The organism is Hyphomonas beringensis, assembly GCF_000682755.1.
GTDB lineage: Bacteria > Pseudomonadota > Alphaproteobacteria > Caulobacterales > Hyphomonadaceae > Hyphomonas > Hyphomonas beringensis.
In genome coordinates this window covers 290800-317528 of record NZ_AWFF01000001.1, presented here as the reverse complement: position 1 = coordinate 317528, position 26729 = coordinate 290800, and the positions used below count along the sequence as shown (strand labels likewise).

The 26729-nt window shown below is 57.3% G+C and carries 20 protein-coding genes and 1 pseudogene; 9 read left to right on the top strand and 12 right to left on the bottom strand.

From position 1 onward, the window contains the following. From HY29_RS01380 to HY29_RS01355, 7 genes and pseudogenes are all read left to right on the top strand, one after another. Nucleotides 1-514: TonB-dependent receptor domain-containing protein (locus tag HY29_RS01380; RefSeq protein ID WP_034790249.1), on the top strand; the 514-nt coding region annotated here is incomplete at its 5' end. Nucleotides 515-702: 188 nt separating this feature from the next. Further along, nucleotides 703-957, top strand: a pseudogene (locus HY29_RS19855) (IS6 family transposase); the annotation flags it as partial. 344 nt (nucleotides 958-1301) lie between these two features. After that, the gene (locus HY29_RS18190) at nucleotides 1302-2183 is read left to right on the top strand and encodes a helix-turn-helix transcriptional regulator (RefSeq protein WP_051601013.1); all 882 of its coding nucleotides are present in this window, start codon (nucleotides 1302-1304) and stop codon (nucleotides 2181-2183) included. A gap of 116 nt (nucleotides 2184-2299) precedes the next feature. Next, a complete protein-coding gene (locus HY29_RS01370) occupies nucleotides 2300-4495 on the top strand; it encodes a TonB-dependent siderophore receptor (protein ID WP_155838163.1) in 2196 nt (731 codons plus the stop codon). Nucleotides 4496-4497: 2 nt separating this feature from the next. Then, nucleotides 4498-4908 (top strand): cupin domain-containing protein, encoded by a 411-nt coding sequence (locus HY29_RS18185; protein ID WP_051601011.1) that lies wholly within the window; start codon nucleotides 4498-4500, stop codon nucleotides 4906-4908. Nucleotides 4909-4912: 4 nt separating this feature from the next. After that, nucleotides 4913-6016: a PepSY domain-containing protein gene (locus HY29_RS01360; protein WP_081811174.1), complete on the top strand. Its 1104-nt coding sequence runs from the start codon at nucleotides 4913-4915 to the stop codon at nucleotides 6014-6016. A gap of 62 nt (nucleotides 6017-6078) precedes the next feature. Beyond that, nucleotides 6079-7335, top strand: a complete 1257-nt coding sequence (locus HY29_RS01355) for an MFS transporter (RefSeq protein ID WP_162176658.1) — start codon at nucleotides 6079-6081, stop codon at nucleotides 7333-7335. A gap of 305 nt (nucleotides 7336-7640) precedes the next feature. Here HY29_RS01355 and HY29_RS01350 read toward each other — a convergent pair whose 3' ends face one another. The 5 genes from HY29_RS01350 to HY29_RS01330 form a co-directional block, all read right to left on the bottom strand. Further along, on the bottom strand, nucleotides 7641-9794 hold the full coding sequence (locus HY29_RS01350) for a TonB-dependent receptor (RefSeq protein ID WP_051601009.1): 2154 nt from the start codon (nucleotides 9792-9794) through the stop codon (nucleotides 7641-7643). Between the two features lie 311 nt (nucleotides 9795-10105). Next, nucleotides 10106-10804 carry a nitroreductase gene (locus tag HY29_RS01345; protein WP_051601008.1) on the bottom strand — a complete coding sequence of 233 codons (699 nt, stop codon included), beginning with the start codon at nucleotides 10802-10804 and terminating at the stop codon, nucleotides 10106-10108. Further along, complete coding sequence (locus tag HY29_RS01340) at nucleotides 10801-13365, bottom strand: PQQ-dependent dehydrogenase, methanol/ethanol family (protein WP_162176657.1); 2565 nt, start codon at nucleotides 13363-13365, stop codon at nucleotides 10801-10803. The genes HY29_RS01345 and HY29_RS01340 overlap by 4 nt, the downstream gene beginning before the upstream one ends. Nucleotides 13366-13476: 111 nt before the next feature. Next, entirely contained in the window at nucleotides 13477-14445 is a 969-nt protein-coding gene (locus tag HY29_RS01335; protein ID WP_034790240.1) for an NAD(P)H-dependent flavin oxidoreductase, read from the bottom strand. Continuing rightward, nucleotides 14435-16489, bottom strand: a complete 2055-nt coding sequence (locus HY29_RS01330; RefSeq protein ID WP_081811172.1) for a CoA transferase — start codon at nucleotides 16487-16489, stop codon at nucleotides 14435-14437. Before HY29_RS01330 ends, HY29_RS01335 begins: the two co-directional genes overlap by 11 nt. Nucleotides 16490-16641: 152 nt before the next feature. Between HY29_RS01330 and HY29_RS01325 the strand changes: the two genes are divergently transcribed. Next, nucleotides 16642-18111, top strand: a complete 1470-nt coding sequence (locus tag HY29_RS01325; protein ID WP_051601024.1) for an aldehyde dehydrogenase family protein — start codon at nucleotides 16642-16644, stop codon at nucleotides 18109-18111. Here HY29_RS01325 and HY29_RS01320 read toward each other — a convergent pair whose 3' ends face one another. Further along, nucleotides 18112-19482: an MmgE/PrpD family protein gene (locus HY29_RS01320; protein WP_051601005.1), complete on the bottom strand. Its 1371-nt coding sequence runs from the start codon at nucleotides 19480-19482 to the stop codon at nucleotides 18112-18114. It abuts the gene before it with no gap. 317 nt (nucleotides 19483-19799) lie between these two features. On the opposite strand from HY29_RS01320, the gene HY29_RS18180 reads away from it, so the two are divergent. Then, a complete protein-coding gene (locus HY29_RS18180) occupies nucleotides 19800-20573 on the top strand; it encodes an IclR family transcriptional regulator (RefSeq protein ID WP_051601004.1) in 774 nt (257 codons plus the stop codon). Here the strand turns inward: HY29_RS18180 and HY29_RS01310 are convergent. From HY29_RS01310 to HY29_RS01285, 6 genes are read right to left on the bottom strand one after another with little or no spacing between them, the layout of a single operon-like run. Further along, nucleotides 20570-21769, bottom strand: a complete 1200-nt coding sequence (locus tag HY29_RS01310) for an acyl-CoA dehydrogenase family protein (RefSeq protein WP_051601003.1) — start codon at nucleotides 21767-21769, stop codon at nucleotides 20570-20572. The genes HY29_RS18180 and HY29_RS01310 overlap by 4 nt on opposite strands. A 33-nt stretch (nucleotides 21770-21802) precedes the next feature. After that, the gene (locus HY29_RS01305; RefSeq protein ID WP_034790236.1) at nucleotides 21803-22720 is read right to left on the bottom strand and encodes an HpcH/HpaI aldolase/citrate lyase family protein; all 918 of its coding nucleotides are present in this window, start codon (nucleotides 22718-22720) and stop codon (nucleotides 21803-21805) included. Nucleotides 22721-22740: 20 nt separating this feature from the next. Then, nucleotides 22741-23952 carry a CaiB/BaiF CoA transferase family protein gene (locus HY29_RS01300; RefSeq protein WP_034790234.1) on the bottom strand — a complete coding sequence of 404 codons (1212 nt, stop codon included), beginning with the start codon at nucleotides 23950-23952 and terminating at the stop codon, nucleotides 22741-22743. After that, complete coding sequence (locus tag HY29_RS01295; protein ID WP_034790232.1) at nucleotides 23952-24467, bottom strand: MaoC family dehydratase; 516 nt, start codon at nucleotides 24465-24467, stop codon at nucleotides 23952-23954. Before HY29_RS01295 ends, HY29_RS01300 begins: the two co-directional genes overlap by 1 nt. Continuing rightward, nucleotides 24467-24982: a MaoC family dehydratase gene (locus tag HY29_RS01290; RefSeq protein WP_051601002.1), complete on the bottom strand. Its 516-nt coding sequence runs from the start codon at nucleotides 24980-24982 to the stop codon at nucleotides 24467-24469. Before HY29_RS01290 ends, HY29_RS01295 begins: the two co-directional genes overlap by 1 nt. Next, nucleotides 24979-26301: a spinster family MFS transporter gene (locus HY29_RS01285; RefSeq protein ID WP_034790199.1), complete on the bottom strand. Its 1323-nt coding sequence runs from the start codon at nucleotides 26299-26301 to the stop codon at nucleotides 24979-24981. Before HY29_RS01285 ends, HY29_RS01290 begins: the two co-directional genes overlap by 4 nt. Nucleotides 26302-26729 lie beyond the last annotated feature (428 nt).

Here is a 26729-nt window from a genome sequence, read left to right as displayed (position 1 = left end):
TGGCGAAGATTCCAGACCGGGTGATCGCGCCGACCCGGACGTCGCCCGGACGTTCCGCGTCAACGGTAGCTCGCGATCCCAGGGCGTGGAGGCAAGCCTTTCGGCAGATGTGTCTGACCGTCTCGCGGTCGGGATGGCCTATGCCTACACGGATGCAGAGTCGCTTGAAGGCAGTCTGTATCCTTTCCGTCAGATACCAAATGTTCCCTACAATTCTGGAAACGTCTACGCGCAGATGCAGTGGGACGCGCATTGGCGTTCAGGTCTCAATATCTACGCTCAGGGTGATAGATACGCTGACCAGCCCAATACAACGGTCCTGCCGGCCTATGCCACGGTGGACCTCGTCCAAGCGTATGCCTTCACTGCAGCGGGGCATCCACTCGAACTGCAGCTCAATATCCGCAATCTGTTCGATGAAGCCTACTTCGCGGCCAGTCATCTGCATTTCACCAAGTACATCATGCCAGGCGAAGGACGTAATGTGTCGGTAAGCATGATGTACCGGTTCTGAGTGATGCGGACCCGACGATATAAAATGCAAGTCAGATCTGAACTGACCTGCCCCCCTTAAAAGAGAACAGCATGATCTTCCTGTCACTGAAGACCCTGTCGGCAAGCTTTTCGTTTGGTCTCTTGCGGGTGGGCATTGTCAGAGCAAACGACCTTAAGGCAGGCGGTTCTGAGGTTTAAGCTCAGAATATGAGCGAATCTTCCTTTCGCTATTTCAAGACGTCACGCGAGATCATCCAGCTTGCGGTAATGATGTACGTTCGACTTCCGGCCTCGCTGCGTAACGTCGAAGATCTGCTTCACGAACGCGGGATTAATACTTGCCACGAAACGGTCCGTCTCTGGGTGGACCGTTTCGGTACTCATTTCGCACATAATATCCGCAAACGCCGATCTGAGCGATTGAGGCAGTCATCAAAGGAATATCGAGAGCAGGACCAGGTTCAAATCGCTACGTGACGCCGCTCTTCTCGAATGCTGGTAGCTTCTCACAGCCTGAGACCTGCTTGTCCGGCAAAAGTGGAGACTGGTTGGAGTTACATTGACAGTGCCTGAGGGAGAAGTTCTTGAATCCTTGGTCACGAATGCTCCTTCTAAGGATGCCAGCATTGACATTGATTTGCATTCTCAAATAGGGTGGTTGGGTATGTAAAGTGTAGTTCTGACTGTTCTGACTTTCACTGTGGCTCATTTGGGGGTGGCAGCGAACGTTAAGCGCAGGGCAGACCTTGTTGAATTAGTGATACCGGGAAAAGCCGCGCGCCGCCCGAACGACGGTTTGTGTTGAGATGGATGATGCCAAGCGCTTTACCGAAGCACACCAGGGTAGTTGGCGTGAGGATCCGATTTCGTATTTGGAGTTGAACGGCGGAAACGTCAGCTTTGAGAAGGAAGAGTTTTCGAGCGAGCAACGTCGTGCGGGGTTAAAGCTCGCTATTCTCTTTGACGGCGAGTTCGACTTGGCTGTTCAAGAGGGGAGTGCGTCAACGGCCTTCGGTTCATACTTCTACCTATTCCATGGTCGCCGGCCATGGAGGCTCGATCATCGTTTTCACGCGGCGTCCCACATTCGCTATTTGACCATCAATATTGATGAGGAGGGGCTGGGAGAGGCTCTTACGGTCTCAGGCAGTGGTCTGGTACAGGAGTGTGCTGATCTAGATGGCGTATCGATGCGCCGAGCCCGGATATCAGCGGATATGAATGTCCTTGCGGCGCAAATCATGACGTGCCCCTTTGGCGGGAGCGCTCGTAGTGTCTTTCTCGGCGCGAAGGCGCTTGAAATTACGGCAATGGCAATGGAGCATTTCGGGGATGGCGCCCACGCGCCGGCCATGTTGTCGCCACGAGAAATCCGGCGTCTGCAGGAGGCCGCAGCATTTCTGCGCGAGCGGTGTGCCTCTCCACCTTCTCTGGCCGAACTTGCACGTTTTACAGGATTGAATGTCCGTAAGCTGACACATGGCTTTCGGTGCCTATATGGGAAAAGTGTCGGCGAATATGTCCGCGACTATCGCATGCGGGAGGCCTGGCGCCTGTTGGCGTCAGGCGCGTCGGACGTGACGCGGACGGCTGAAATGATCGGGTATACGCTGCCGCATTTTTCTTCAGCATTCCAACGTGCTTACGGCGTAAGCCCCAGCACGATCGCCCGAAAAAGTGACAACTAAGTACGGCGCAGGAATTGCTCCGGAATATGAAATCTGAATCCGGTCATCGGAACGACAGGCGTCGCTATTTTTTATACCTCCTTTGCGATTGATAATTATTCGCAAAGGAGGGGCCCGTGCGCCAAATCTGTACTTCACTTGAAATACCGCGCCGCAGTCATGGTTACTGCCTGGCTGTTTTACTGGTTGTTTTTCTCTCCGGAACGGCTTTTGCCGAGCCTGGTGAAGAGCCAGGCGGTGACACCGAAATGATTCTAGACGAAGTCGTCGTGCGCGCCGCCTCCGTCGAAGGGGCTGGCATTGGGCTCAAGATACCGCTTGCACTCAAAGACATTCCACAGACGCTCTCAATTATCGATCGGGACCGCCTCGACCAGCAGCGGCTCGTGACATTGGATGATGTGATGCAAAGTGCGCCAGGCGTAACTGTTCAGCCGGGCACGCGCCTGCGCACGGCATATTATTCCCGCGGTTTTTCGATCGATACGCTGAGTTTTGACGGCATCCCGACGTCCGGATGGAACGAAGCGGTCAACACCGAGGATATGGCCATCTATGAGCGGGTCGAATTGCTACGCGGTGCATCTGGTCTGTTGCAGGGCACGGGCAATCCCTCAGGAACAATCAATCTGGTTCGCAAGCGTGCGGGTGAAGATTTCGACGCGTCCGCTGCATTGAGCGGAGGAAGCTGGAACAATTGGCGCGGAGAGCTGGACGTTGGCGGCGGGCTGACGCCCTCAGGCAATGTTCGTGCGCGCAGTGTCGCTGTGTTTGAGGATCGGGATTATTTCTACGATGTCACACACCGGAAAAAATCGCTCCTCTACGGGACGTCGGAATGGAACATTACCCCGTCCACTGTGATCGCCGCGACTGTGAAATGGCAGGATCTGGATGATGATGGATCCCTGATTGGCGGATTGCCACGCTACTCAGACGGCAGCGCCCTCGACGTTTCGCGCTCCTTTAATCCTGGAACGGATTGGTCTTTCCGGAAATGGGAAAATACGCAGGCCTTCCTGGAACTCAGACATGAGTTCGAGGGCGACTGGCAGGGCAAGATAGCGGTGAGCCATATCGATGGTGACAGTCAGATGCGTTACGCGAACCTCTATGGCGGAATAGATCGCGCGACAGGCAGTGGAGCGTTCATTCTGGCCGGGGCGTATGGCTTCGACAACAAGGAAACCGATGTTGACGCCTATGTAACGGGCAGCGTTGAGGCGTTCGGCCGCCGGCACGAACTTCTGTTCGGTGCGAACTATTGGGATGGCGAAACCTCGCAGACATCGTACGCTCTGCAAGGCTTGCTGATGACGGCCAATATATTTGATTGGGACCCACACAAGATTCCGGCGCCAACCGGACGAACCTATAGCGGCGAACAATCAACGACGACCACGCAATATGGCGGTTATGGTGTGGTGCGGCTTCATGTTCTAGACCCCCTGACGATTATCGCAGGTGGTCGCCTCAGCTGGTGGGAGACCGACACGGAACGGCGGGCGAGTGTGGACGGCCCTCTTGTTCCCGCCGGCCAGTACGAGGTCGATAATCAGTTCACACCTTATGGCGGCGTTGTCTGGGACCTGACCAGTAAACTATCCCTTTACGGCAGCTATACGTCGATCTTCACACCCCAGAACTATCGCGGTGCAAATGGCGATGTCATTGACCCCATGACCGGTGACAATTTCGAAGTGGGGTTGAAAGGAGCCTGGTTTGACGGTCGGTTGGACGGTGCACTCTCGGCCTTCCGTATCCTTCAGGAAAACCGGGCGCAAACTGACCCGAGCGTTCCGTGTCTGCCAGGAACTCAGTGCGTCTATATCGCCGAGGGAAAGGTGCGTACGCAAGGCGTGGACTTCGAGGTGAATGGTGACGTAACCCCGGAACTGCGGCTGCAGGCGGGATATACTTGGGTTGATACGGAATATGTACGTGATCGCACTGCAACAGGTGGTCCAAGTACAAATGAGGGCCAGCCCTTTTCGCGCTTCACCCCTCATCACATGTTAAAGCTGTGGGCGCACTATCATCCTCGCTATCTGGATGAACGTTTGTCGATTGGCGCTGGCGTGAATGCCCAGAGCTCGTCTCATGTCATCAGCAATGGCATGCGAATCGAACAGGGCGGGTACGCTGTGGCGAATGTCCGGCTTGGCTACAAAATTACGCCGAAAATCGACCTCTCCCTGAACGTCAACAATCTCTTCGACAAAACCTACTTCACGCGCTTGGGCGGTGTTGAATGGAACAATTGGTATGGCGAGCCGCGCAGCGTCCTCGTCACGTTGCGGGCGAGGTACTGATCATGTCTGGAATCCGTATTGTAAATGCGTCCGAGACGGTCGTGCATCTGTCCGAAAGCGGTCTGGCGACTTTCCTGTCGCGTCGAAAGAGCGAGTGGGGGAACATCCAGTCGTCTCAAGCCGACCGGATCATCGGAACGGTGAAAGCCCTGACCAATGATGACCTCCATTCCGACATGTGGGAGATGCATTCGACAGGCGAGGAGCTGTTGTTCCTTCTGTCTGGCGCTGTTGAACTCTTCGCGGACGAGGCCGGTGGGGCGTCACCTTACCAGATGACAGCTGGCGTATTCTGTATCGTCGGGAAGAATGTGTGGCACCGCCTGATCCTGAAAGAGCCTGCCGAACTTCTCTTTGTCACCCCCGCAAGTGGAACGCACATGCGGCCCTATCAAGACGATCAGACGGCCTGATCGGATGCGACGCATGTTGAGGAGTGCCCATAGGTGGGCAGGATTGGCGACAATTGTGGTCGTCGCGGTCTTGTGTGCAAGCGGCTTCGGCCTGTTGGTCGGCCACAGCTTCAACCTGTCTGGCCGTATCGAGATCCATACCGATACGGAACAACAAGCTGAATATGCCGGACTGGACAAGGCGCTTCCCACGATTTCGCAGACCTATCCGGACCATCAGGCCGGTATGATCCTGGCGTCCGGCTCCCCTAACCGGGCTTGGCAAGTCAGCTTGCGTGGCAAAGGCGGGGAGAATGCCGGACTGGCGGTTCAAATCGATCCGGAAACAGGGAGGCTTCTGTCGGAAACGGTCGCCGGACAGTCTCCAAAGGATTGGCTGCTTAAGCTGCACAATAGTCTCTTCCTGGGGCTGACCGGTGAGGTTCTGATCCTCATCTCTGCGATTGCGCTGATGTTCCTCAGCATGACCGGAGTTCTCATCGTTCCCGGAATATGGCGGCATCTGCGTAAGGGGCCGCTATGGAATGGTGTGCGTTCCTTACATACCTGGCTTGGGCTCGTCGGCGCCGTGTTCCTGCTTTTGTGGACCGTCACCGGAACGGCCCTGCTGGCATATAAGGGGTTCGCAGACATCAAACCCGCGCGAGGGAGACCTCAGATGGCTGCTGCCGCGCCCGGCTCCGCCAGTCCGCCGGTTGATGACCTGCCGTCCGCAAGTCTTTCGACCATCCTTTCGAGTGTCGGCGCCGCTTATCCCGATCGCGAAATCCAGGCGGTCATACCGGGGCGGGGGGCTCGTCCGGTGGCCGTGATGATGCTCAATCGGTTTGCACCGCCCTGGGAAAAATCCGCGACTTTTCTGTTCGACGCGCATTCAGGTGAAGCCCTCCCTGCGCGGGACGTGCCCGTGTTCATGCGCGTCATGATTGCGATGAAATCGCTCCATACGGGCGTATGGGACAGCCCGGCTGTCTATGCCGTTTACGTCATTATGGGGGCCGTACCGATCATTTTGATCGTGACCGGGCCCTGGCTGTGGGTTGTGAACAGGCGTCGTCGGTCAAAGACACCGGCTGTCAAAAAAAGATCCTTAAAGCAGAGGGCGTAGGAATGTTGACACAAACATCCGGAAAATACGAAGGCGCAAGCTGGCGATCAGTGAGGGCACTGATGATGATCGGCGCGCTCTATGTCAGCCAGGGGGCACCCTTCGGGCTCGCCATGGACTTCCTGCCAACGATTTTAAGAAGTGAAGGTGCATCGCTTTCGAGTCTTGCCTGGCTGCCTTTGATCGGTCTGCCCTGGGTGCTGAAATTCCTCTGGGCGCCATTCCTCGACAATCTCTGGTCGCCTCGCCTGGGCAAGCGGCGAAGCTGGATTTTGCCGATGCAGGCAATGATCTTTGTCGCTTTGAGCGCGATTGCTGTCATCGGTGTTTCCGAACGGACATCTTCGCTTGTCGTCATCTTGTTTGTGGTGACATCCTTCGCCGCGGCGACACAGGATACGGCGACGGATGGTATGGTTGCTGAGTACTTTTCCAGTAAAATGCTGCCACTTGCCAACGCGGTGCAGGTTGCCGGGACGTTGGTCGGGTTTTTCCTTGGCGGCCCGGCGGCATTGATTGTCGCGGGTTATTTCAGTGCCTCGACGGCAGTTTCCGTCATGACGGCGATCGTTCTTTTCGGTTTTCTATTCGCTCTGTTCTGGAGAGAACGGCAGGCGGCGCATTCTGTTGCGCGGGCTGAGACGAAAGCGAGTCTCGCCGGTTTCGTGAGGCGTCCCGGGGCCTTGAATGTCGCGGCGATCGCCTTTCTTACCGCGGTCACCGCAGTGGGTGGTTTCACACTGGGAAAGGTGTTCCTTGTGGATCAGGATTGGGCGGTCGAGCAGATCGGTAAAATCGGTCTTGCGGGCGGAGGTGTCACGGTCGTGCTTGGGTGCGGCGGGGCGGCCTTGATGATCCGGCTCACCGGAGTGCGTACGGCGCTGACGATTTCGGTTTTGTGTTCTCTCATTGGAAGTCTGCTCTGGTTGTCCATGACGCTGGGCGTTTCCTCGTCGACGGTCTGGTTGGCCGGGCTTGCGGTCATGCTCGGCTCTGTGGGCACGGGCGGAATGTCCGTTGCCGCAATGACGATTGCCTCTTGCTTTGCCGGAACTGCAAATCAGGCCGGGACCGATATGACGATCGTTCAGAGTTCTCGAGACTTTGGAGAGATGCTCACATCGTCACTTGCTCTGACGATCGCCGCATCAGCTGGTTTCTCCAGCGCATTTGCCTTGCTTGGCGTGAGTGCAGTCATAACGCTGTTTGTGGTGAGGATGGAACGAACCTGTAGTGATAACGCTGCCCCCTTATGTCTGGATTTGCATGCGTTTCAGCAGACCACTGTACCTGATAGAACGTCTGGAACTCCCAGATAGACGACTTCGATTGACCTGGTCCCCATGTCTGGGCCACCCGGTTGGAGGATTTTCCGGGTTTCAGGCGCAATCTGGCTGATCGGCCATATCGCGTTTCATAAGCGCCTTCGGGACTATGTAGCCAATCGCGCTGTGCGGTCTCCGTGGTCGTGGGCTGGCTCTGGGGGTAGTTTAGATCGAATCCGGGTGCGCGAGCCATCGCACGCTACCGCTTAGTTGCCAGGATATGTATTACAAGCGAAGACCAATTTCAGTAAGAATACGGAAAGAAAGTCCGCCCCCTGAAGGGGGCGGACTTTCCGGGATTAGAAGCGGTAGCGCGCTTCCAGTCCAATTATACGTCCCTTTTTCATATTTGCGGCGGTACTTCCCATAGACGCCGGAAGCTGCGTGTCGCTGTTAAACACCACATCGTTCAGCAAATTCTTGCCGTACAATGACAAGTTCCAGTTTGAATCCAGTGGTCGCCAGCCAATGTTCAGGTCCAGGATGCTCTGGCTGTTCAGATAGGCGAGATTATCGTCACTCGCAGCCTGCCGGTCACGGAAGCTGTAGCTTAGCCGTGAGGACAGGTCGCCATACTGGCCTAGGCTTAAATCGTAGATAATGGACGCGGAATAGGTCAGCTTAGCCGTGCGCGGCAGGTCCAGTGCGAGGTCCTGCTCGTCCACAACGCCATCACCTGAGAGATCATACAGAACCTCCGTGAACTCAGCATCAAGGTAACCGAGGTTGCCCATCAGGATCAGATTGTCTGTGACGAGGAACTGGCCGTCGATTTCGAAACCGGAATTCTCGGAGTCGGCCGTGTTGCGTCCAGTCTGAACCGAACCAAGTGGTCCTGACGTGATGACGACCCTTTGCAGGTCTTTAGTCTTTGTCAGGAAAGCCGCTAAGTTCAAGCGCGTCCGGTTCGTCGGTTCAGACTTCAACCCGATTTCGAAATTGTCGACGGATTCCTCATCCACCGGTCCGGTCAGGTCGGCCGGGTCACTGTTGCGCATATTGTAGCCGCCCGAGCGAAAGCCCGTCGCCCAGCTACCATAGATGCGGACATTCTCCGCAATGTCATACTGAAGGCCCAGCTTGTAATCGACGTTTGACCAGGAATCGGCGTCCTCGAAATCGAAGGGGCATTCGCCAAGGCCCGGCCGGCAGTAGCCCGCCGGACTCGTGCCGGGCTTTGGTGCACCAAGTGAGGCGATCTTTATATCCTTGTCTTCCTTGGTGTAACGCAAGCCAGCAGACAGGGTCAGCTTTTCAGACAGGTCATAGTCGCCATTCAGGAAGATACCGAAGACCTGGTGAGACTGGACCCCGCCACCGGCCTGGTGCACTACACCGTTAAACAGGCTCCGGTTTTCGCTGTAGGTGATGTCCTGATCGAAATAATAGAGCCCGGTCGTAAGGTCTAGCGTATTGAAGAAGCGGCCTGCATAGCGAAGTTCGTTTGAAATCTGCTCCTGCGTCTGCCCGCCGTCGGGCACCGGGGCCGGTGGTGAGCCGGGCGGGTCAGAGATACAGTTCGTGTCAAAGGCCGTGTTTGGCGTGGCATCGAGATCGATGCACTGATTGTTATCATAATCACGATAGCCGAAGATGTTGGTGACCACGCCATCGCCAAAGCCGACATCAAGTGTGGTCTCCAGAAAAGCTTGGTTCCATTCGGCTTCCTGCCAGCCCCGATTGTTGATCGACAAGTCGTGCGTGTCGCGATCAAAGTCCAGACCGGGAACACCAGAGCCGTTCCTGTGTGACTGAGGGGCTGTGCCTTCGCTTTCCTGCTCGCCGTGCTCAAGACGCAACAGCCAATTCAGGTCCTCGGTGCTTTGCCACTCAAGCGCGGCCCGGATAATTGTAGTCTCGCTGTCACCGTATTTCTCGTTGTCGAACTTGTTCTTGAACCAGCCTTCGTCATGATTGTGATAGACCGCGATCTTGCCGTTCAGTCTATCAGTGAGCGGTCCGCTGATAACGCCGCTATAGGTGTAATTGTTGCCGGTGCCGCGGAAACCTGAATCGACGGAGGCGCGCAGGTCGACTTTCAACTCGTCGGTTGGCCGCGTCGTGTTTACCAGAACTGCACCGCCCACAACATTCCGGCCGAACAGGATACCCTGCGGGCCGCGTAGGACTTCCACGCTTTCAAGGTCAAAGTTGTCGAACATGATGCCAGCATTGATGCCGTAATAAACACCGTCGATGAATGCGCCGACCGTCGGATCGATACTGGGAATGGAACTGAGTGAAGCCTGTCCTCTTATAGAAAAGGCGGCCACGCCCTTGAACGAGCCTATTTCATCGATGACTGCATTCGGTACACGGCTGCCGATATCGGCCAGGTCGCGGAACTGCAGTGCGTCGAGCTGATCGCTTCCGAAGGCCGTTATGGCGATCGGAATGTCCTGGACATTCTCTGCCTCGGCTTTCTTCTGTGCCGAAACGGTGACAGTCTCCATGAGGCGTTCTGTATTCGATGTATCTTCAGTTTGAGACGCGCTCTGCGCGTGGGCGCTGTAGCATAACAACTGCGCAATAGCGGTGGCACATACGAAACGAGATAGGCGCATTTTCTATTCCTCCCAAAGTGCGACTTTTAGTTTGTCGCTGGGTGTACTCATCAGCAAGGAATTTGGATGAAGGAAGGTGCGGTGGGCTCAAATCACGTATATGATTACAAAGATGAATGGCGGCGGCATCATGCCCACTTGGGGCGTAACACCTAAGTCTCAGTCCTGATGGTGATGGTGGCCATCCTCATGGATCAGATTCACGTTGCAAAGCTCAGAATTTTCCCCAGCGGCTCCCTCGGCATCCGCACGGTATTGATTTGCTCGCCTTCAGCTTCGTAGCCGAACGATAGCCCGCACATGATCGCGTTGTCCTCGGGTATCGTCACAACTTCCCGCACCAGATCCGGAAAAGCCGCGAGCGCCCCTTGTGGACAGGTCGCGATGCCCCGCTCGGAGAATAGCAGCATCAGGGATTGGAGGAAAATGCCTAGGTCGATGGCATTCGCGCGATGCATGGATTTCGGCATGGACAGGAAAGCCGCGTGTGGCGCACCAAAGAATTTCCAGTTGCGTTCCAGCAGTCTCTGTCGACCCTCCATATCGCTGCGGGCGATACCCATCGTGTCGTAATACCGAAAGGCGCAGTCATACTGCCTGTCCTTGTAAGGGCCGGTCAGGCCGGCGCCACCCGGTGGGAAGGTAGGGTGCGGCTTTCCGCCATTGCGCATGAATTCGAAAACGCGACCCTCCAACCTTTCGCGGGCCTCTCCCATGACAATCGCCAGATGCCAAGGCTGGGTATTGGAGTTGGATGGTGCAAGACGCGCAATGTCCACAACCTCCCGGATAGTATCTTCCGGCACGGGGGCTGAACTGAATGCGCGAACGGAGTAACGGTTGCGGATGAGAGAGGTGGCGGTCATGGCGGTCTGGTCCGGGCTTTCAGGATGGGTCATTCAGACGTCAGGGTCTGAAGATATGCGACGACATCTGCGCGTTGCTGGTTCCGGGGCAGAGCGATCATCATGGCGCTGCCGGGCGCGAATGCCTGCGGATCGGCCAGGAATGCGTCGAGCGCTTCCGGGGTCCAGGTGCCGGCGATTCCGGAGAGTGCGTCCGAATAGGTGACGCCTTCAGCGGATGCGATATCCCTGCCGGCGACGCCCCACAGATTCGGACCGGCAAGGTTCGCGCCGCCCTGCGCAAATGTGTGACAGGAGGCGCAGATCGCAGCCGCACGTTTCCCGGCGGCAGGGTCTCCGGTCGTCGGGCCTCCCGGTGAAGCCGGCTCTGTCGGCACCTTCGCCTCGACCACTTCCGGCGGCCCTTCCTTCCAGGCCAGTTTCTGGTACTCTGCGAGCGTCTTGTTGATTTTGGAAGAGGACTCCCCCTTCTGTAGGGATTGCGCAACGAACAGGACATATTTCCGGATATCTTCCACATCCCTTTTGCTCAGATGGGCGTGGAGCGGCATGCCGCGCTCGGCGAACGCGCCTTCGCGGATGATGGACTGGTAATTGTCGAAAATGGAATTGTCGGACCGGGCAAGGTTCGGAATAGCGCCGCCGTTACCACCAGGAAAGCTGTGGCAGCCGACACAGTTCTGAAAATAGTTCGTGTAGCCCCATCCGATCTCATACGGGCTGGCGTCAGTTGTAAGCGTGGTCAGTTCCCTGCGGTCTGAAGGGCGTTTTGGCAATGGCTCTGCGGTGCCGCCCAGTTTGAACGTGTACACGGCCCCGGGATACAGGGCGTCGGTAAGCCGGAACGTTTGTCCCTGTCCGCCGCCCCATTCGGCGATGATGGTGATGTATTGCTCACCATCCACGAGATAGGTGACGGGCGCGGAGATGACGCCGGAATTGACATCGAACTCCCATAACAAGTCTCCGGTGTTCACATCCCGTATCCTGAAAAAGCCTTCTGCGTCCCCCTGCATCAGTAAGCCTGTCGTCGTGGACAGCAGGCCGCCATTGTAGCGGCTCGGCTGCGGGATGGACCAGACACGCTCCTGCCTGACCGGATCGTAGGCGATAAGTTCGCCACTGCTGACACCGGGCGGCGGGGCGTTGGGGTCAATTACCTGTTCGTTCCACGCCCTGAACGGGACGGAGACAACGAACTCGTTTCCACGCAGCACGCCATTCGTATAATTTGGCGCATCGCCATTCGTGCCATAGGGCGACGCCTGTATGACACCGGGAATATAAACCAGTCCGGTTTCATGATTGTAGGACATCGGAAACCAGTTGTGCCCGCCATGGGAGCTTGGCGTGATCCAATGCGTCCTGCCATCCTGGTATCGTGCGCCAGAAGTCTCAATCGGCCGGCCGGCCGCATCGATACCCGATGCCCAGTTCATGTAGGTGTAGGGCGCAGCAGAAATGAGTGCGCCGTTGGTGCGATCAAGGACATAGAAGAATCCGTTTTTCGGGGCCTGCATCAGCACTTTTCTGGGGGCGCTGTCGATTTCCATGTCGGCAAGTATGATGGGCTGTGTCGCCGTATAGTCCCACGTGTCACCCGGCGTGGTCTGGTAGTGCCATTTGTAGGCACCGGTCTCGGCATCCACAGCGACGATGCTCGACAGGAAGAGATTGTCGCCGCCACCTGGGCTGCGGATCTCCCGGTCCCAGCTCGATCCGTTTCCGACACCGATGATGACCTGGTCAAACTCCGGATCGTAGACAATGGCATCCCAGGCCGTGCCGCCTGGACCGTGCTTCCACCATTCGCCATTCCAGGTTTCAGCGGCCTGTTGGAGTTCAGGCTGCTCGAAGGGTTCGGACGGGTCTCCGGGTACGGTATAAAACCGCCACGCCCGCTCCCCTGTCATGGCGTCATAGGCCGTGACGAAGCCGCGCACGTTCGCATATTCGGCCCCGCCATTGCCGATCAGCACCTTGCCGTTCGCAATCCGGGGCGCGCCGGTTATGGAGTAGTTGCCACCCTCCGGAACCGTCATGACCGACCAGTTCTGATCGCCGGTCGCAGCATCGATGGAAATCAGGCGCCCGTCCAAAGTGCCGACGAATACAGCTCCTTTGTACAGCGCGACGCCCCGGTTCACGACGCCGCAGCACATGTCCATGGCCTTTGCCCGAGGAACCTGCGGATCAAACATCCACAGCTGGGCGCCGGTCCGCGCATCGACAGCGTGAACGACAGACCACGGGCCGGTGAAGTACATGATGCCGTCGACGACAAGCGGTGTCGCCTGAATGCCACGCGTTGAGTCCAGCTGGAGTGTCCATGCCAGACCTAGCTGGTCGACATTCTTCGGCCCGATCTGATCCAGCGGCGAATACCGGTCTTCGTTGTAATTCCGACCGTAGCTCAGCCAGTCGCCTGGCGTTTCGTCTGCGGCCCGCAGGCGCGCATCGTCGACAGACAACGTTGCCTTATGGATATGCTCCGGAGTCGTATTATGAGCATTCTCGGGTGCATCCTTCGCGCCACAAGCCGAAATAAGAAGCAAGACACATAGTACGGGAATGAGCTTTGTGATCTGAAACATCGGCTGACTTTCCTCCTCCGCGCCGGCGCGCGGCTGCAAGCCAAGCACATTTTCGGAGTGGGGCACGTGTTTGCTTGGCATGTATCACAGGTGTGATCGTCGCCAGAAGTGTCAGCCCATTTCTGAAACGGGGGAGTCCTTGAGACTTTCCCCAAAAGACATGCGGGCTCGAACATACTCGTCGATGATCCGGTCGCAGAGATTGGCGGCAGATTCCACAGACTGGATCATGCCGACGCCATGGCCAGCCGATTTGATCTTAGAATAGCGCGCCTTGGCCGCCTGGTTCATGACCCGCTTGCCGGGTGCATAGGCTGCGATCTCGTCCGGGTTCAGCCCCTCGTTGATCAGGCTAGGGCGCAGCCAGTTGGCGGGGGCGCCGTCCAACGCGGCAGAGAAGAAGATATCCTTCGCGGTTGCCGCGATCATCATCTGCTGCGTGACGTCGTCCGAAAGGCATTCCCGGGTCGCGATGAAGCGAGTCCCGAAGTAACAGGCCGAAGCGCCCATGGCCTGCGCCGCCAGGATGTCCTGCCCGGTACTCATCCCGCCAGCCAGGATAACCGGTTTGTCCGTCACCTGACGGACCTCGTTTAGGAGGGCAAAGGGATTGATCGTTCCGGTGTGTCCCCCGGCGCCTGCGCAAACGGCGATAAGGGCATCCGCGCCCGCTGCTGCTGCCTTCTCCGCATGCCGGGCGGATGCGATGTCGTGAAAGGCGACGCCACCATAATCATGGATGCGGTTGAACACATCATCCGGTGCGCCTTTGGATGTGAGGACGACCGGAACCTTGTGCTGAATGCATAAATCAAGGTCGCCCGGGTACCGCTCATTCGTCGGGTGGACGACAAGATTCACAGCATACGGGGCTGGGGAATCCATCTCCGCGAGGCCGCGCTCCATATCCTGTAGCCAGTCGGAGAAAACCTCACGCGTTCGCGTCGAGTGCGCAGGAAAACTGCCCATCACGCCCCGCGAACAACAGGCGAGAGCCAAGGGCGGGTTTGAGACAAGGAACATAGGGGACACGATCAGCGGAACTTTCAGGCGCCCGCCAAAAGTAAAGTCAATCAGCATGGGAATTCTCCACATGGGAATGGATGACAGATTCTGTGTGTTCGCCCAGAGCTGGAGCATTTCTGTTAATGCGCATGGGCGACTGGATCAGCTGGAAAGGAAACCCCTTGACGAGAGCTCCGTCGGGGCTGTGTGAAAAGCTACCCGCTGCCGCAGCGGCGGGGGCACTGGGCAGTTCCTTGCCGGATCGTGCCACCGCGGCGCCAATGCCGACGTTGAGAAGAGTCCGAGCGCAGTCAGCAGCCGCCATTCCGGAGGCCCATTCCGTAAGCCCGTCCGCGTGCGCGAACGCGTTGAGACGGGCCGACTCATCGTTACTTACCGCAACATACTCCCCATCAGCGCAGCGCAGCATGGCGCGATCCCCTGACCATGCCGCGGCGTCGCGGGCAGACGTTCCGGTTGCGGTAGAAGCGAACATGTCACCGATCTGATAAATCGCGCAGTCTCTCTGAGAAATGTCCAGATGCCGAGCAATGCCGAGACGGCGGCAGTCGATGGCCTGCGCGGCGATGATTGCTGCACCGTACAGGCAAACTGTCTGGTCCGGATAGTTCAGGTTTCGGCCCGATATGACAGGAATGCCGTCGTCATAGCAGGTCAGCGATGCAAACCCGGACGTCGCCTCCAATGTGGAGCCGAAGGTCGTGTGCTGCGAGTTTGGACCAGACAGCCCCTGTCCGGAAATGGATGCGAGCAGGATGGTCGGATTGGCCTCCACCAGCCTGTCGAAAGTCAAGCCAAGTCGGTCGAGGACACCACGGCGAAAATTCTCGACGACGATATCTGCCGTCATCGCAAGCTTCAGGAATGTGTTCAGGCCTTCCTCGGTTTTTAGGTCGAGTGCAATGCCTTTCTTGTTGCGGTTATTGCTTTTGAACAGGGGGGAGTCGCCATCCGTCGCGCCAGCCCATGCGCGGAAGGGATCTGGATAGGTATCCGATTCGATCTTGATGACGTTTGCGCCCATGTCGGCGAGCAGCGCGGACACACCCGCACCGGCGGTGATTATCCCGAGATCGAGTACGGTCATTCCGCTAAGCGGCAACGGGCCGTCTACATCTACTTTGGGAGCCCCACCCCTGGCTTCCTTCTCGATCCTGTGGGGTAAGGCTGGTGCTGTATAGCCGGACGGTGTGGTTACGATAGCGGCGCGATGGACCAGCAGCGGATCGTTCAGCAGATCGCTGATAGTCAATACCGGCGCACCGGGAATCTCCCGTTTGACCAATGTCTTCGCGAGATCGGCTTTGGTCCGGCCAGCACACCACTTTTTGATAGGGGCCATGTAGGCCCTGCGGTGTTCGGCGCGGCCCTTGAAGCTCCTGAACCGGTCGTCTTCGAGTTCAGGATCATTGATCATCTCGACCACTCTGTCCCAGTCCCGTTCGTTGTATACAAAGGCGAGATAGCCATCCTTACAGGGGACAACTGGCCATTCTGCGTCAGCGCCCTGGCGCGCCAGGTCTTCACCGAGCGTCGCGGCAATGGCGGCCTTCCAGTTTATCCAAGTAAGCGAGGCTTCGCCCTGTAGCCAAGCCTGTTCGGTCCGCCCGAAACGCAAGCGCGCGCCAGCGACGGCAGTCAGTGCCGTGAAAATGGCATAGCCGATGGTGTGGGCGGCGTAATTCGCGGCAGGAACGAGCGGCTCACGCTCAAAATCTCCGAGCAAGCGTGCGAGTCCGGACGCCGCAAACAACGTATCCTCGGTCTGCCATGGCTCGAGTTCTACAGTCACGCTGCTGATGTCGGGACTGATTAGCTTGTCTTGTCCGGGCACAGTTGCGCGCAAGATGATGCGATGCCTTTCCGCAGAAGTGTCGCCTGCCCAGGCGGCTGGCGACACTTCTACCCGTTCATCGACAATGTCGGACAGCCCGGCCAAATCCGGGGCTTGCTCTGTCCCGGATACGAAGCTTTTCGCGCCAAGCGCGCAGGAAATCCCTGCGGCGAAACGGACAGCGCGACGGGCCTCCGGAGAAGTGCCCCGGTCAAAAATCTGTAATAGGTCGAAATCTTCAAACAAGTGACGCGATCCTGCCATTCAGTTTTGCTACTGTTGATGAGCGTATAGCAGGAAGCCAGTACAGCGGTATCGGAATCACATATATGATGAAGGGGGAACTGCGCAGAGTATTCAATTCTGTCCCGGCTATTCTCTATTTCAGCGACATAATATTTGGAAGGTGCAAAGAGATGATCCAGGAAACTGCGACGGCTTCAGCGGGTTTGCGGACAATAGTTCATTTCATTGATGGACAAGATACTGCTCCGCAGTCGGATAACTATTTCGATTCGGTCGACCCCTCGAATGGTGCAGTCTATGCGAGGGTTGCGTCGGGCAATGCAAATGATGTCGGAGCCGCGGTGGCGTCAGCTAAGGCGGCCAGTGCGAGTTGGGCTGCAATGCGTCCGCTCGACCGGGGGGTGATTATTCAGAAAATTGGCGCGGCCCTGCTGGAGCACATTGTGGCGCTAGCGGAGATCGAAACTCGTGAAATGGGGATGCCTTCTCAGGCGTCGCCCGGCATCATCGCGGCCTCGGCGGAGTATTTCACTTACTATGGTGGGCTCGCCCCTTCGGTGCATGGGGATACAATTCCCGTCGACGAGTCGACACTGGCTTATACGCTGTATGAGCCTTATGGAGTTGTCGGGATCATCACGCCCTGGAATGCGCCTTTGAATCAGGCCGCCCGGAGCGTTGCGCCCGCGCTGGCGGCGGGCAATACGGTCGTTGTGAAGCCCAGTGAATACACGTCCCGCGCAACGGTCGAACTTGCCCGGATCGCGCATGAGGCCGGTTTACCCGCAGGCGTGCTGAATGTTGTTACCGGGACGGGGCCGGACGTCGGTGAGCCGCTTGTCCGTCATCCAGATATCGAGAAAATTGCGTTCACCGGGTCGGTCCGGACCGGTGCCAGAATTGGTGCAATTGCCGGAGAGCGAATCGTGCCTGTCACGTTGGAACTGGGCGGCAAGTCACCTGACATCGTGTTCGCGGACGCAAAGCTGGACGTTGCCGTCCGGCAGGTGCTTTTCGGGTTCATCGCGAATTCCGGTCAGATCTGCACGTCCGGCACGCGCGTTATCGTGGAGCGGTCCATTCTCGCCAGGTTTTCCGAAATGCTCGCGGATGCCGCCCGGAGCATTCCCATTGGCGTCGACAAGCCGTTTCCCTGTCTCGGTCCCATTGCAAACCGCATGCAGTACGAGAAGGTGCTCGGCTACATGGATAGTGCACGGAGAGAAGGTGCTCGGCTCATCACCGGGGGCGGCCCGGCGCGGGGCGTGGGTCTGGACGGCGGATTTTATGTCGAACCAACGATCTACACGGATGTGAGGCCCGACATGAAGATCGTCCGAGAAGAGGTTTTCGGGCCGGTGGGCGTGCTGATTCCCTTCGATACCGAGGAGGAAGCCATTTCCATCGCAAATGACACGGACTACGGTCTAGCCGCCGGTATATGGTCGCAGGATGCCAGTCGGGTCCATCGTGTCGCCGCCCAGCTGCAGGCGGGAACGGTTTACATCAATGCCTGGCATGCGCAGACGGTTGAAGTGCCGATGGGAGGCTACAAGCGCAGCGGCGTCGGCCGGGAACGTGGAATAGGCGCGATCAAGGCCTATATGCAGACAAAGAACATTACACAGAAGCTGATCTGATCAACTGTTCTGCCCGGGTATGCAGAAGACGTCCGCGATATTGGGGCAGGCTGCCAAAGCCAACACATCGGCGTATAGCCGGTGTGCCTGCGCGTTTCCGATCGCGTTGGCCGTATTGGTGATGAATTTGGTTTCTATACGTGAGCTGACGGCTTCCCGATCGTTCATGAGCGCCCGGAAGTCGAAGTTCATTTCATAGCGCCCGCCATCGCAGGTCGAGATCGTGACAGTGGTTCTGAAATGGTCCATCTCGCTATCATTGGTGTGGACCTTCGCTCTCAGTCCGGCCAGCGTTTTATCTCTTATAGCGGCGTCGCTATAGGCGGCATCGGAGGTGGTGTCGCATCCAACCAGCGCAAGAGCGGCGACGTGTGAGAAGGAGAATTTTCCCTCAAGTGCTGTTTTCGGCTCTCCGATAGATGCGGTCTTCAGGCAAAGAGAGTTGGTGGAGACATCGACCCGATCAATGCGCCCGGCTAAGTCAGTATGCTCCGCCATGAGCGCGCGAAGGGCCTCGATCATGGGGTGAGTTGCGTGGCAGGCGGCGTGGAACTTGAATGCATTGTCGCGGATACGGTGGACTTCTGGGCCTTCTATCTTTCGCTCGGCTTCGGGGAGCCCGAGGAACATACAAAGATACCCATTTTCGGCCTCGAGCGCGGCGTGTGGCGCCGTGAATCCTCGGGCGACGAGACGCGCGGCGAGCAGTCCGGCAGAAGCAGCATGCGCGGCGTTGTAGGGCTTTGCCATCGTGCCGAATGTGCACTTCAGGCCACAGGCCTGCGTGGCGGCAAGGCCGAGGGTCGCGCACATCTTCGCCGTGTCGAATTTCATCAACTTACCGGCCGCTGCCGCAGCGCCGAAGACTCCGACCGTGGCGGTTGGATGAAAGCCAAGCAGGTAGTGGTCAGGGTGAAGTAGCGCGCCGATCCGTGCAGCCGTTTCATAGCCTGCGACTACAGCCGCAATCAATTCGCCCCCCGACACGCCTAGTTTGCATCCAATCGGCAGGGCTGCGCCGACGACTGCGCTACCTGCGTGCGCGGACCGCGCCGGGATCAGCGTGTCGTCGAAGTCGATCGCATGAGCGGCACCGGCATATAGCATGGCCTGGCTATGTAGCGGGCCTTCCAGTTGCCCACCAACAAGATCATGGGCCTCGATTTGGCGTCCGAAAACTTCTTCACCGATGAACTGCGTCAGTGGTTCTCTTGCTCCCCGGATCGCGCATCCGAGATTGTCGAGAATGACAAGCCTGGCGAGGTGCTCCACATCCTCTGGCAAATTCCGGTGGGAGTACGATAGGGCGGCGTCGGCGATCGTTTGTGTCAGCTGTGGTTCAGGCAGGGTCCTGGCTCCCTCTTTGAGCACCTGCCTCGCAGATGAGCTTGTTCAAAAGTCGCAGGGCATTTGTGTCGAAGACACTGGGCACATCTGTGTCCATGCGATGACCCCTCACAATGCCTTCAACAAAGTTGTGCTGGCAGTCAGTCCCGGTACAGTGCGTGTCAGAGATTCCACGCACACGTTTCCCTGAGCTTTTCCGTAACTGTGTTACGGGCATGTTCTCTCTGTGCGCACGAACTCCAATGTCCCGAATTGATCCATCACATATGTGATGAATTGTGGTTTTGGTATTATGTATGTGATGTAAATTTGCGACGCATTGAATCGAACGGGAGGCAAGCATGAACGCATCAATCAAATCATCCCAGCGGACTTTGGAGCTGTTCGAACTCTTCTCGCTCGAGCAACGGCCCCTCACGATCAAAGAGATCACTGAAGCCCTCGGTATGCCGCAGTCGAGCACTTCTGTCCTGGCGAAGTCGCTCGTATCGCTCGGTTATCTTGAGAAGAATGAAATGCGGCGAACCTATTATCCGACGCTGCGTATATCGTTGCTGGGAACCTGGATACGCCGTCAACACCAGCGTGCGGGACAGCTCCCCGCGCTTTTAAGTGAGGTTGCCCGAGTCACCGGCGAGTCCACCATTCTCGCCATGCGCAATGGCATTTACTCCCAATATCTTATTGCGCAGAAAGGTAACTCTCCGACCCGCGCGCAGGTTGAGTCTGGAATGCTTTATCCGCTCGCCTGTTGTTCAACCGGTTGGTGCCTGCTGACGCTTGAAAGTAAGGAAGCCGTCAGCAAAATTGTCCGTAGAACGATTTCCGAAGCGAAAAATGAGCATTGGCGGAAATCCGCCAAGCATGCCGTCGAACAGGTCGAGCTGACGCAAAACCGTGGGTATGCCTTCTCGAAGGGAGAAACCATGGAGCGGCTCGGCGCGATTTCGATTCTACTTCCAAGCATGCCTGGAGCCTACGCGATGAGCGCAGGCTGCGGCGGCTGGGTCGACCGCGTGGAAGGCAAGAAGGATCTGATCCTGGGGGCACTGAACGAACTTGCGCATTCCGTCCGCCAGCTGAAAGACCAAGACGAGCAGATCCTCTTCTCCTAGCGTATAGTTGGTTTTCCGAGGATGGAGTCGGAAATAATGCGTTGCTGGATTTCCGAGCTGCCTTCGAAAATCTTTGTGAGGCGTGCGTCACGCCAATAGCGTTCCACGGCATGAAGCGTCGTGTAACCAGCGCCACCTAAAATTTGCAGGGCTTCGCTGGTCGTCCGTTCGGCCATCTCAGCAGCAAAGTATTTCACCATCGCAGCCTCCTTGTCGCAGCGCCGCCCGGAGTCAATCTCGTTACAGACGTGGTACATGAGTTGACGAGCTGCTTCGATTTCTGTGGCCATGGTAGCGAGCTTAAAGCGAATGGCTTGGAAGTCGCTGATCGGTTGCCCGAACTGGACGCGTTCTTTTGCGTAGGCCGTGGCGTCTTCCAGAGCGCCCTGGGCAAGACCGATCGAGCGGGCCGCAGTGTGGGCACGGGCACCCTCAAGCCCGGATGCGATGGTTTTGAATGCCTCGCCATCAGATCTGAGGGTTGGTTGTACAGGCGCTCTAGCTTGATCGAAGGCAAGTTCAAATGTCTTCCACCCAAAATAGCCTATTTTCGGAATCTGGGCGCCGAATACACCCTCTGGAAAAGTACCGGGCTGCTTTTCGAATATGACAGATGTCAATCCGGCCCAGCGCGGTGCGTCAGGATCCGTATCCGTTCGGCAAACCACATTCAGGAAATTGGCCCGGTCAGCGAAGGTGCACCAATATTTGTTGCCCGTCACAACCCACTCGTGATCATCCCTGCGAGCACGGCATGTGATCGAAGCAACGTCCGAGCCAGCATTGGGCTCAGACATCGCCATGGCGCCAAGATACTTGCCCTGTGCCATGAGTGCGATCTTCTCGCGCTTTTCGGAATCGTTTTTTGCGGGAATAGAGCGATAGAATGTGTTGCCTCTGGCTATGATTGATCCGGCGCACATCCATGCTCGGGAGAGTTCTTCGGCCACGATACAGTATTCAAAGTATCCGAGCCCCAACCCACCATACTCTTCCGGGATCAGAATACCGAAAAAGCCAAGCTCTCCCATCTTATCTATCAGGCTTTGGGGGATGTCGCCTCGTTCCGGATCGATCCTGTTCGCAACTGGGAGGACTTCATTTTTGGCGAAGTCGCGTGCCATTTCGCGCATCATCAGACGTTCTTCGGTCCAGTAGCCGGTGTGAGTGGAGACCTGAGTGTCTACATCTGCCATAGGGTGATCTTTCTTATCTATTCGCTGGGGCGCTTACATTCCGATCAGGTCGGCGCGATCGACCGTGTTCTGGAAAAGCCGTGCAGAAGCCGCGTCCACCATCACACCTTTGTGGCCGACAGAGCCGATGCCTTCCGCTTCCGCTTTGCGATACACGCTGATGATCTCGCGCGCGAAGTCGACGTCTTCCTTAATTGGAGAGAAGACATGCAGAGCGGGTTCGATTTGGGCCGGGTGGATGGCCCACTTGCCAACCATACCCAGTGCCAGCGCGCGCTTGCACTCCTCGCGATAGGCGGCGTCATTCTTGAAATTCGCGAACGGGCCGTCGACCGCATCGATGCCGGCCGCGCGGCACGCGATGGTGAGCTGGTAGCGGGGATAGTGGAAGATATCTCCAGGATACCCACCTGTTCCGCCTATATGCTTTACCGCCATGCCTTGACTCGCGGCATAGTCTCCCATGCCGAAGATCAGGCATTCCAAGCGCTCGCAGCAATGGGCGATGTCCCAGACATTGTACATTGCTTCGACTTCTTCGATGAGGCATTCGAGGCCGATACGTTTCTTCAGGTCCAGCTTCTTTTCCAGCTGCGACAACAGCTTGTCCGCAAACAGGACGTCAGACACGGTCATCGGCTTTGTGAGCATGATCGTGTCGACGTTTTCGCGTGCACCCTCGACAATGCTGATGATGTCTTCATGGCACCATTCGGTAGTCACGTCGTTGACTCGCACGCAGCGAACCGTGTTGCCCCAGTCGAGATTATTGAGCGCATCGACAATCGTCTGGCGCGCGCCCGCCTTTGCGGACGGGGCGACGGCGTCTTCTAGGTCGCAGAACACATGATCAGCCTGACTGGCGGCGGCCTTGGTCAGCATCTTCTCGCTGACGCCCGGAACAGCGAGCTGCGAGCGACGCAGGCGCATGGATCGTTTTGGCTTACTCATGATTTGGGAATCCTTCTCGTTCAGGCGGGTAGGGCGGCCTGTAGTCTGTCAATGTGTGAATCGGTGAATCCGGCTCTGCGCAGGATCTCTTTAGTATGCTCGCCGAGATACGGTCCTCGGCTGTGAATACCGCCGGGCGTTTCGCTTAATTTCACGGGCACGCCCGCGATACGGGTGGCACGGGCAGAGCCCGGCTGTTCGACGGGAACGATCATGTCACGGGCGGCGAAGTGGGGATCTTCCGCAATCTCGTCCATCTGCATGACGGGCCCAAACGGGATCTGCCCTCCGAGGCGTTGCATCAGTTCCGCCTTGGTGAAACAGGATGTGGCTGCTGCCAGCAGCTCTTCCAGCACTTCCCGGTTGCGACCGCGCAGCTCCGGCGAGGCGAAGCGTTTGTCATCTTTCAACGCCGGTACATCGATAAGGTCGCAAAGACGTTCGAAGAAACTCTGGTGCGGCGCGGCGATGGTGACGTGGCCGTCCTTCGCCGGAAATTGCCCGAACGGGCACATGAATGGATGGCCGTTCCCCAACGGGGCGGGTACGGTTCCGGTGATGTCATGCTGGTAGACAGCGCGCTCGCAGACCGCGAGCACCGCATCCAACATGGAGACATCCACAAACTGCCCGGTACCGGTCCGCCGCGCATGATGGATCGCGGCGAGCACACCGAAGGCCAGCATCATGCCCGGGACAATGTCGCCGATACCCGGACCCACCTTGGTGGGATGCTCGGGGCCCGGTCCGGTAATTCCCATGATGCCGCCCATCGCCTGGGCGACCACATCGAAGGCTGGCCATTCGGCATAGGGTGAATGGCCAGTCCGCGGATCACCAAAGCCGCGCAGCGTGCCGTAAACAAGTTTCGGGTTCACTTGCCGTAGCGTCTCATAGGAAAGACCCAACTTCTCCATCACCCCTACGCGGAAATTCTCCGTGATCGCATCCGCGTCACGCACCAGCGCCAGTAGGGCGTCGCGACCGTCAGTGGACTTCAGGTCCAGCACGATGGATTTCTTGTTCCGGTTCACACTCTGGAAATAGCCGCCATGAGTTTTCTGCGCGTCATCCGTATGCCAGGGGCCGTTCGGACGCGTCATGTCTCCGGTGGGGCTCTCAACTTTGATGACCTCGGCCCCATGATCGGCAAGCATCATCGTGCCGTACGGCCCGGCTAGCATTTGTGTCAGGTCGACAATCCTGATGTCAGACAGTGCCCCAAAACTCATTAGCGATTACCCCAGTGTGAATGGCGCTTGATTAGGGCAGTACGCTGCAGCTCGGCGACAATCTGATCGTTCTGGTTGACGCCCCAGTGCTGGAATACAATGATGCCTGCATCGGCACGGTCGCTTGCGCGTTTCTCTAGCACCCGGGAATAGGCGTAGATCGTGTCGCCATGAAAGACCGGGTGTTTCAGGCTGATTTTATCGAGCCCTGTTTCGGCGAGGGCATTCTCTATCGTGTCCTGGGAAGACAGGCCGAGGACAATAGAAAAGTTCACGCCACCATAGGAGATGACATCACTGTCGCGTTTGCCGGGCGCGCTCTTCCGCGTGCTTTTGCCATAGCGGGCCATGAAGTCTTCATTGAAATGTCCGTGAGCGGTGTTCATCACCATGTTTGTGATGTTCACATTTTCTAGGTTGGTGATCGTCTTCCCCCGCGAGTGGCGGATGGTCTGGCCGACTTCGAAATGCTCGAAGTAATTGTCGCCGCTGGTAAGTCGTGCAAGCGGTCCCATTACCATTCTCCCTTGCGCATCATGGACGCCGCCCTAAAGTCTGACAAATTAGAGCGGCGGAAATCGATCACCCGGTCGCCATTCTGGTTGAATCCCTCCGTGTACCAAGTGATGACACCCTTGTTCGGGTCGCCATCCGTCACACGCTTGTCTGTGGTGACCGATTGGGCCGTCAACGTGTCACCGGCATAAACAGGCTGGTGATAGGTAAGGTCGAACACACCCAGAAACGGCCCGGCAATACCTTCCGAACAGTCCTCCACAGAGAGGCCTAGGATGACATTGAAGACGAGGTGCGGATTCACCACTAGCCCTGGGTGGCCATGGGCCCTGGCGTATTCAGCATTGGAGTAGAGTGGGTTGTAGCTTAGTGTTAGATGAGTGAACTGTATCGCATCGGCCTCGGTCACCGTCCGGCCCCAATGGTGGTGGATCATCTCGCCGATTTCGAATTCGTCGAATATTCGCCCGCGCGGTCGGAAGACCGCGATGGCTTTGAGGTCCTCGATATTCATAGTGCATTCTCCCTTGTGAGGTTCCGGTCCGCAGGCGTGTCTCCATTGATCTCGAAGTCCTTCAGCTGACGTGCGGTCCAGAAGAAACCGAGGCCAGCGATGATCATTGCCGTCAGCAGCAGTGCGAAAGCATAGTTTAGCGACATGGCCCCATAGGCAGGCTTCAACTGCTGGCTGATCCATCCAGCCAGCGGTGGACCGATAATCAGGCCGAACACGTTCGACAGAAGGAATGCGAATGCGGCCCCGGTTGCGCGCATGTTTGGGCGGACAACGGTCTGGATGATGCCAAGGCTGGGCGCATGGGCGATGTTGAAAACAAAGATGCCAAACCCAAACAGGATGGCCATTGCCAATGCTCCACCGATGAACAGAGCAGTGAGGAAGACCGGGATACACAGGAAGCAGGCAGCGGATGGGATCCAGCCCATCCAGCGTGCATCACGGCGGCCCAGTGTGTCGGACAGATATCCGCCCGCTATCATTCCGGGTAGGCCGCCAATGAGGATTGCCGGGCCGAGAATAAGGCCGACTTCCGTCTTAGATATTTCGAAATTTCGAATGAACAGGGCCGCGCCCCAAGACGTGATGACATATCCCATGAAGACTGCAAAGGCGTGTGAGATCACAGTTCCGACATAGGCGCGGTTGCTGAAAAGGCCCATCAGGGCAGGTACAAAGGCGACTTCTCCGGTCTTCGTCCGCTTTACTTCGAACCGTCCGCGTTCCGGTTCCTTCACAGTGAAAAATATCAGTGCACCGCATAAAAGGCCAGGTGCGCTCGCGATTAAAAAGGTCATGCGCCAGGAGGTTAGGTCTGCGATCACACCTCCTGCCATCAGTGCGATGGTCGCGCCCAGAACGGTGCCCAGTGAGAATACGGCGATGGCACGTGAAATCTCCGACTTCCGGAAATAGTCAGACAGCATTGAGTGTGCGGGCGCGTTTCCGCCTGCCTCGCCGATACCGACCAACATGCGGGCTACGAACAGGGAGGAGAAGCCCGTAGCGGCTGCACAGGCCGCGGTTGCTGCGCTCCAGAGGGTGATCGCGCCAGCTACAATGTTTTTTCGGCTCGTATTGTCAGCGAGCACGGCAACCGGCACAGCGAGTGTCGCATAGAACATGCCGAAAGCTGGCCCCATGAGCAGGCCCTTCGCCATGTCGCTCAATGGCCGACCGTTGGCGCTGAATTCTAGCCCGATATCCTCAATCAGAATCGAAAGAAGCTGACGGTCCATGTAGCTGAGCAGATAACTCAGCGTTAGCAGGACGAGGACGTAATAACGGTAAATGCCACGTTCCGGGTGTGTATTCATCTTTGCAAATATCTCATTAGCAGGCCGCTTTATTCTTCCTGTGTGCCGGAACGCACGGTCGGATAAACGTTAGTCATAGTCGGCGACCGACAGCTATTTAGAGGAACGGTTCATCACATGCGTGATGAGCCGGCGCCGCACGGAAGGGTGATTTCGGCGTAGAAGAAGTGCTGACTTAGCCCTGGTTTCTGCGATGCTTCAGTAACCTGCTAGGTCCTGCTCTTTGATCAGAAGCGACGCTAGCAACTCCACCTGCCCAATAGGGTCGGGTCTGCCCCAGCGGCACATTTGGACTCCACGTGCAAGCGCTCTGCGTCCGGCGGATGTCTCTCAACAATTCGCGCCGGGATTTTGTAGCGCGCAATCCGTGAAAACGAAATCACGAAGCGGCGCTTTCCAATTTTCGAGATGAAAGCTGATCCCGGCCT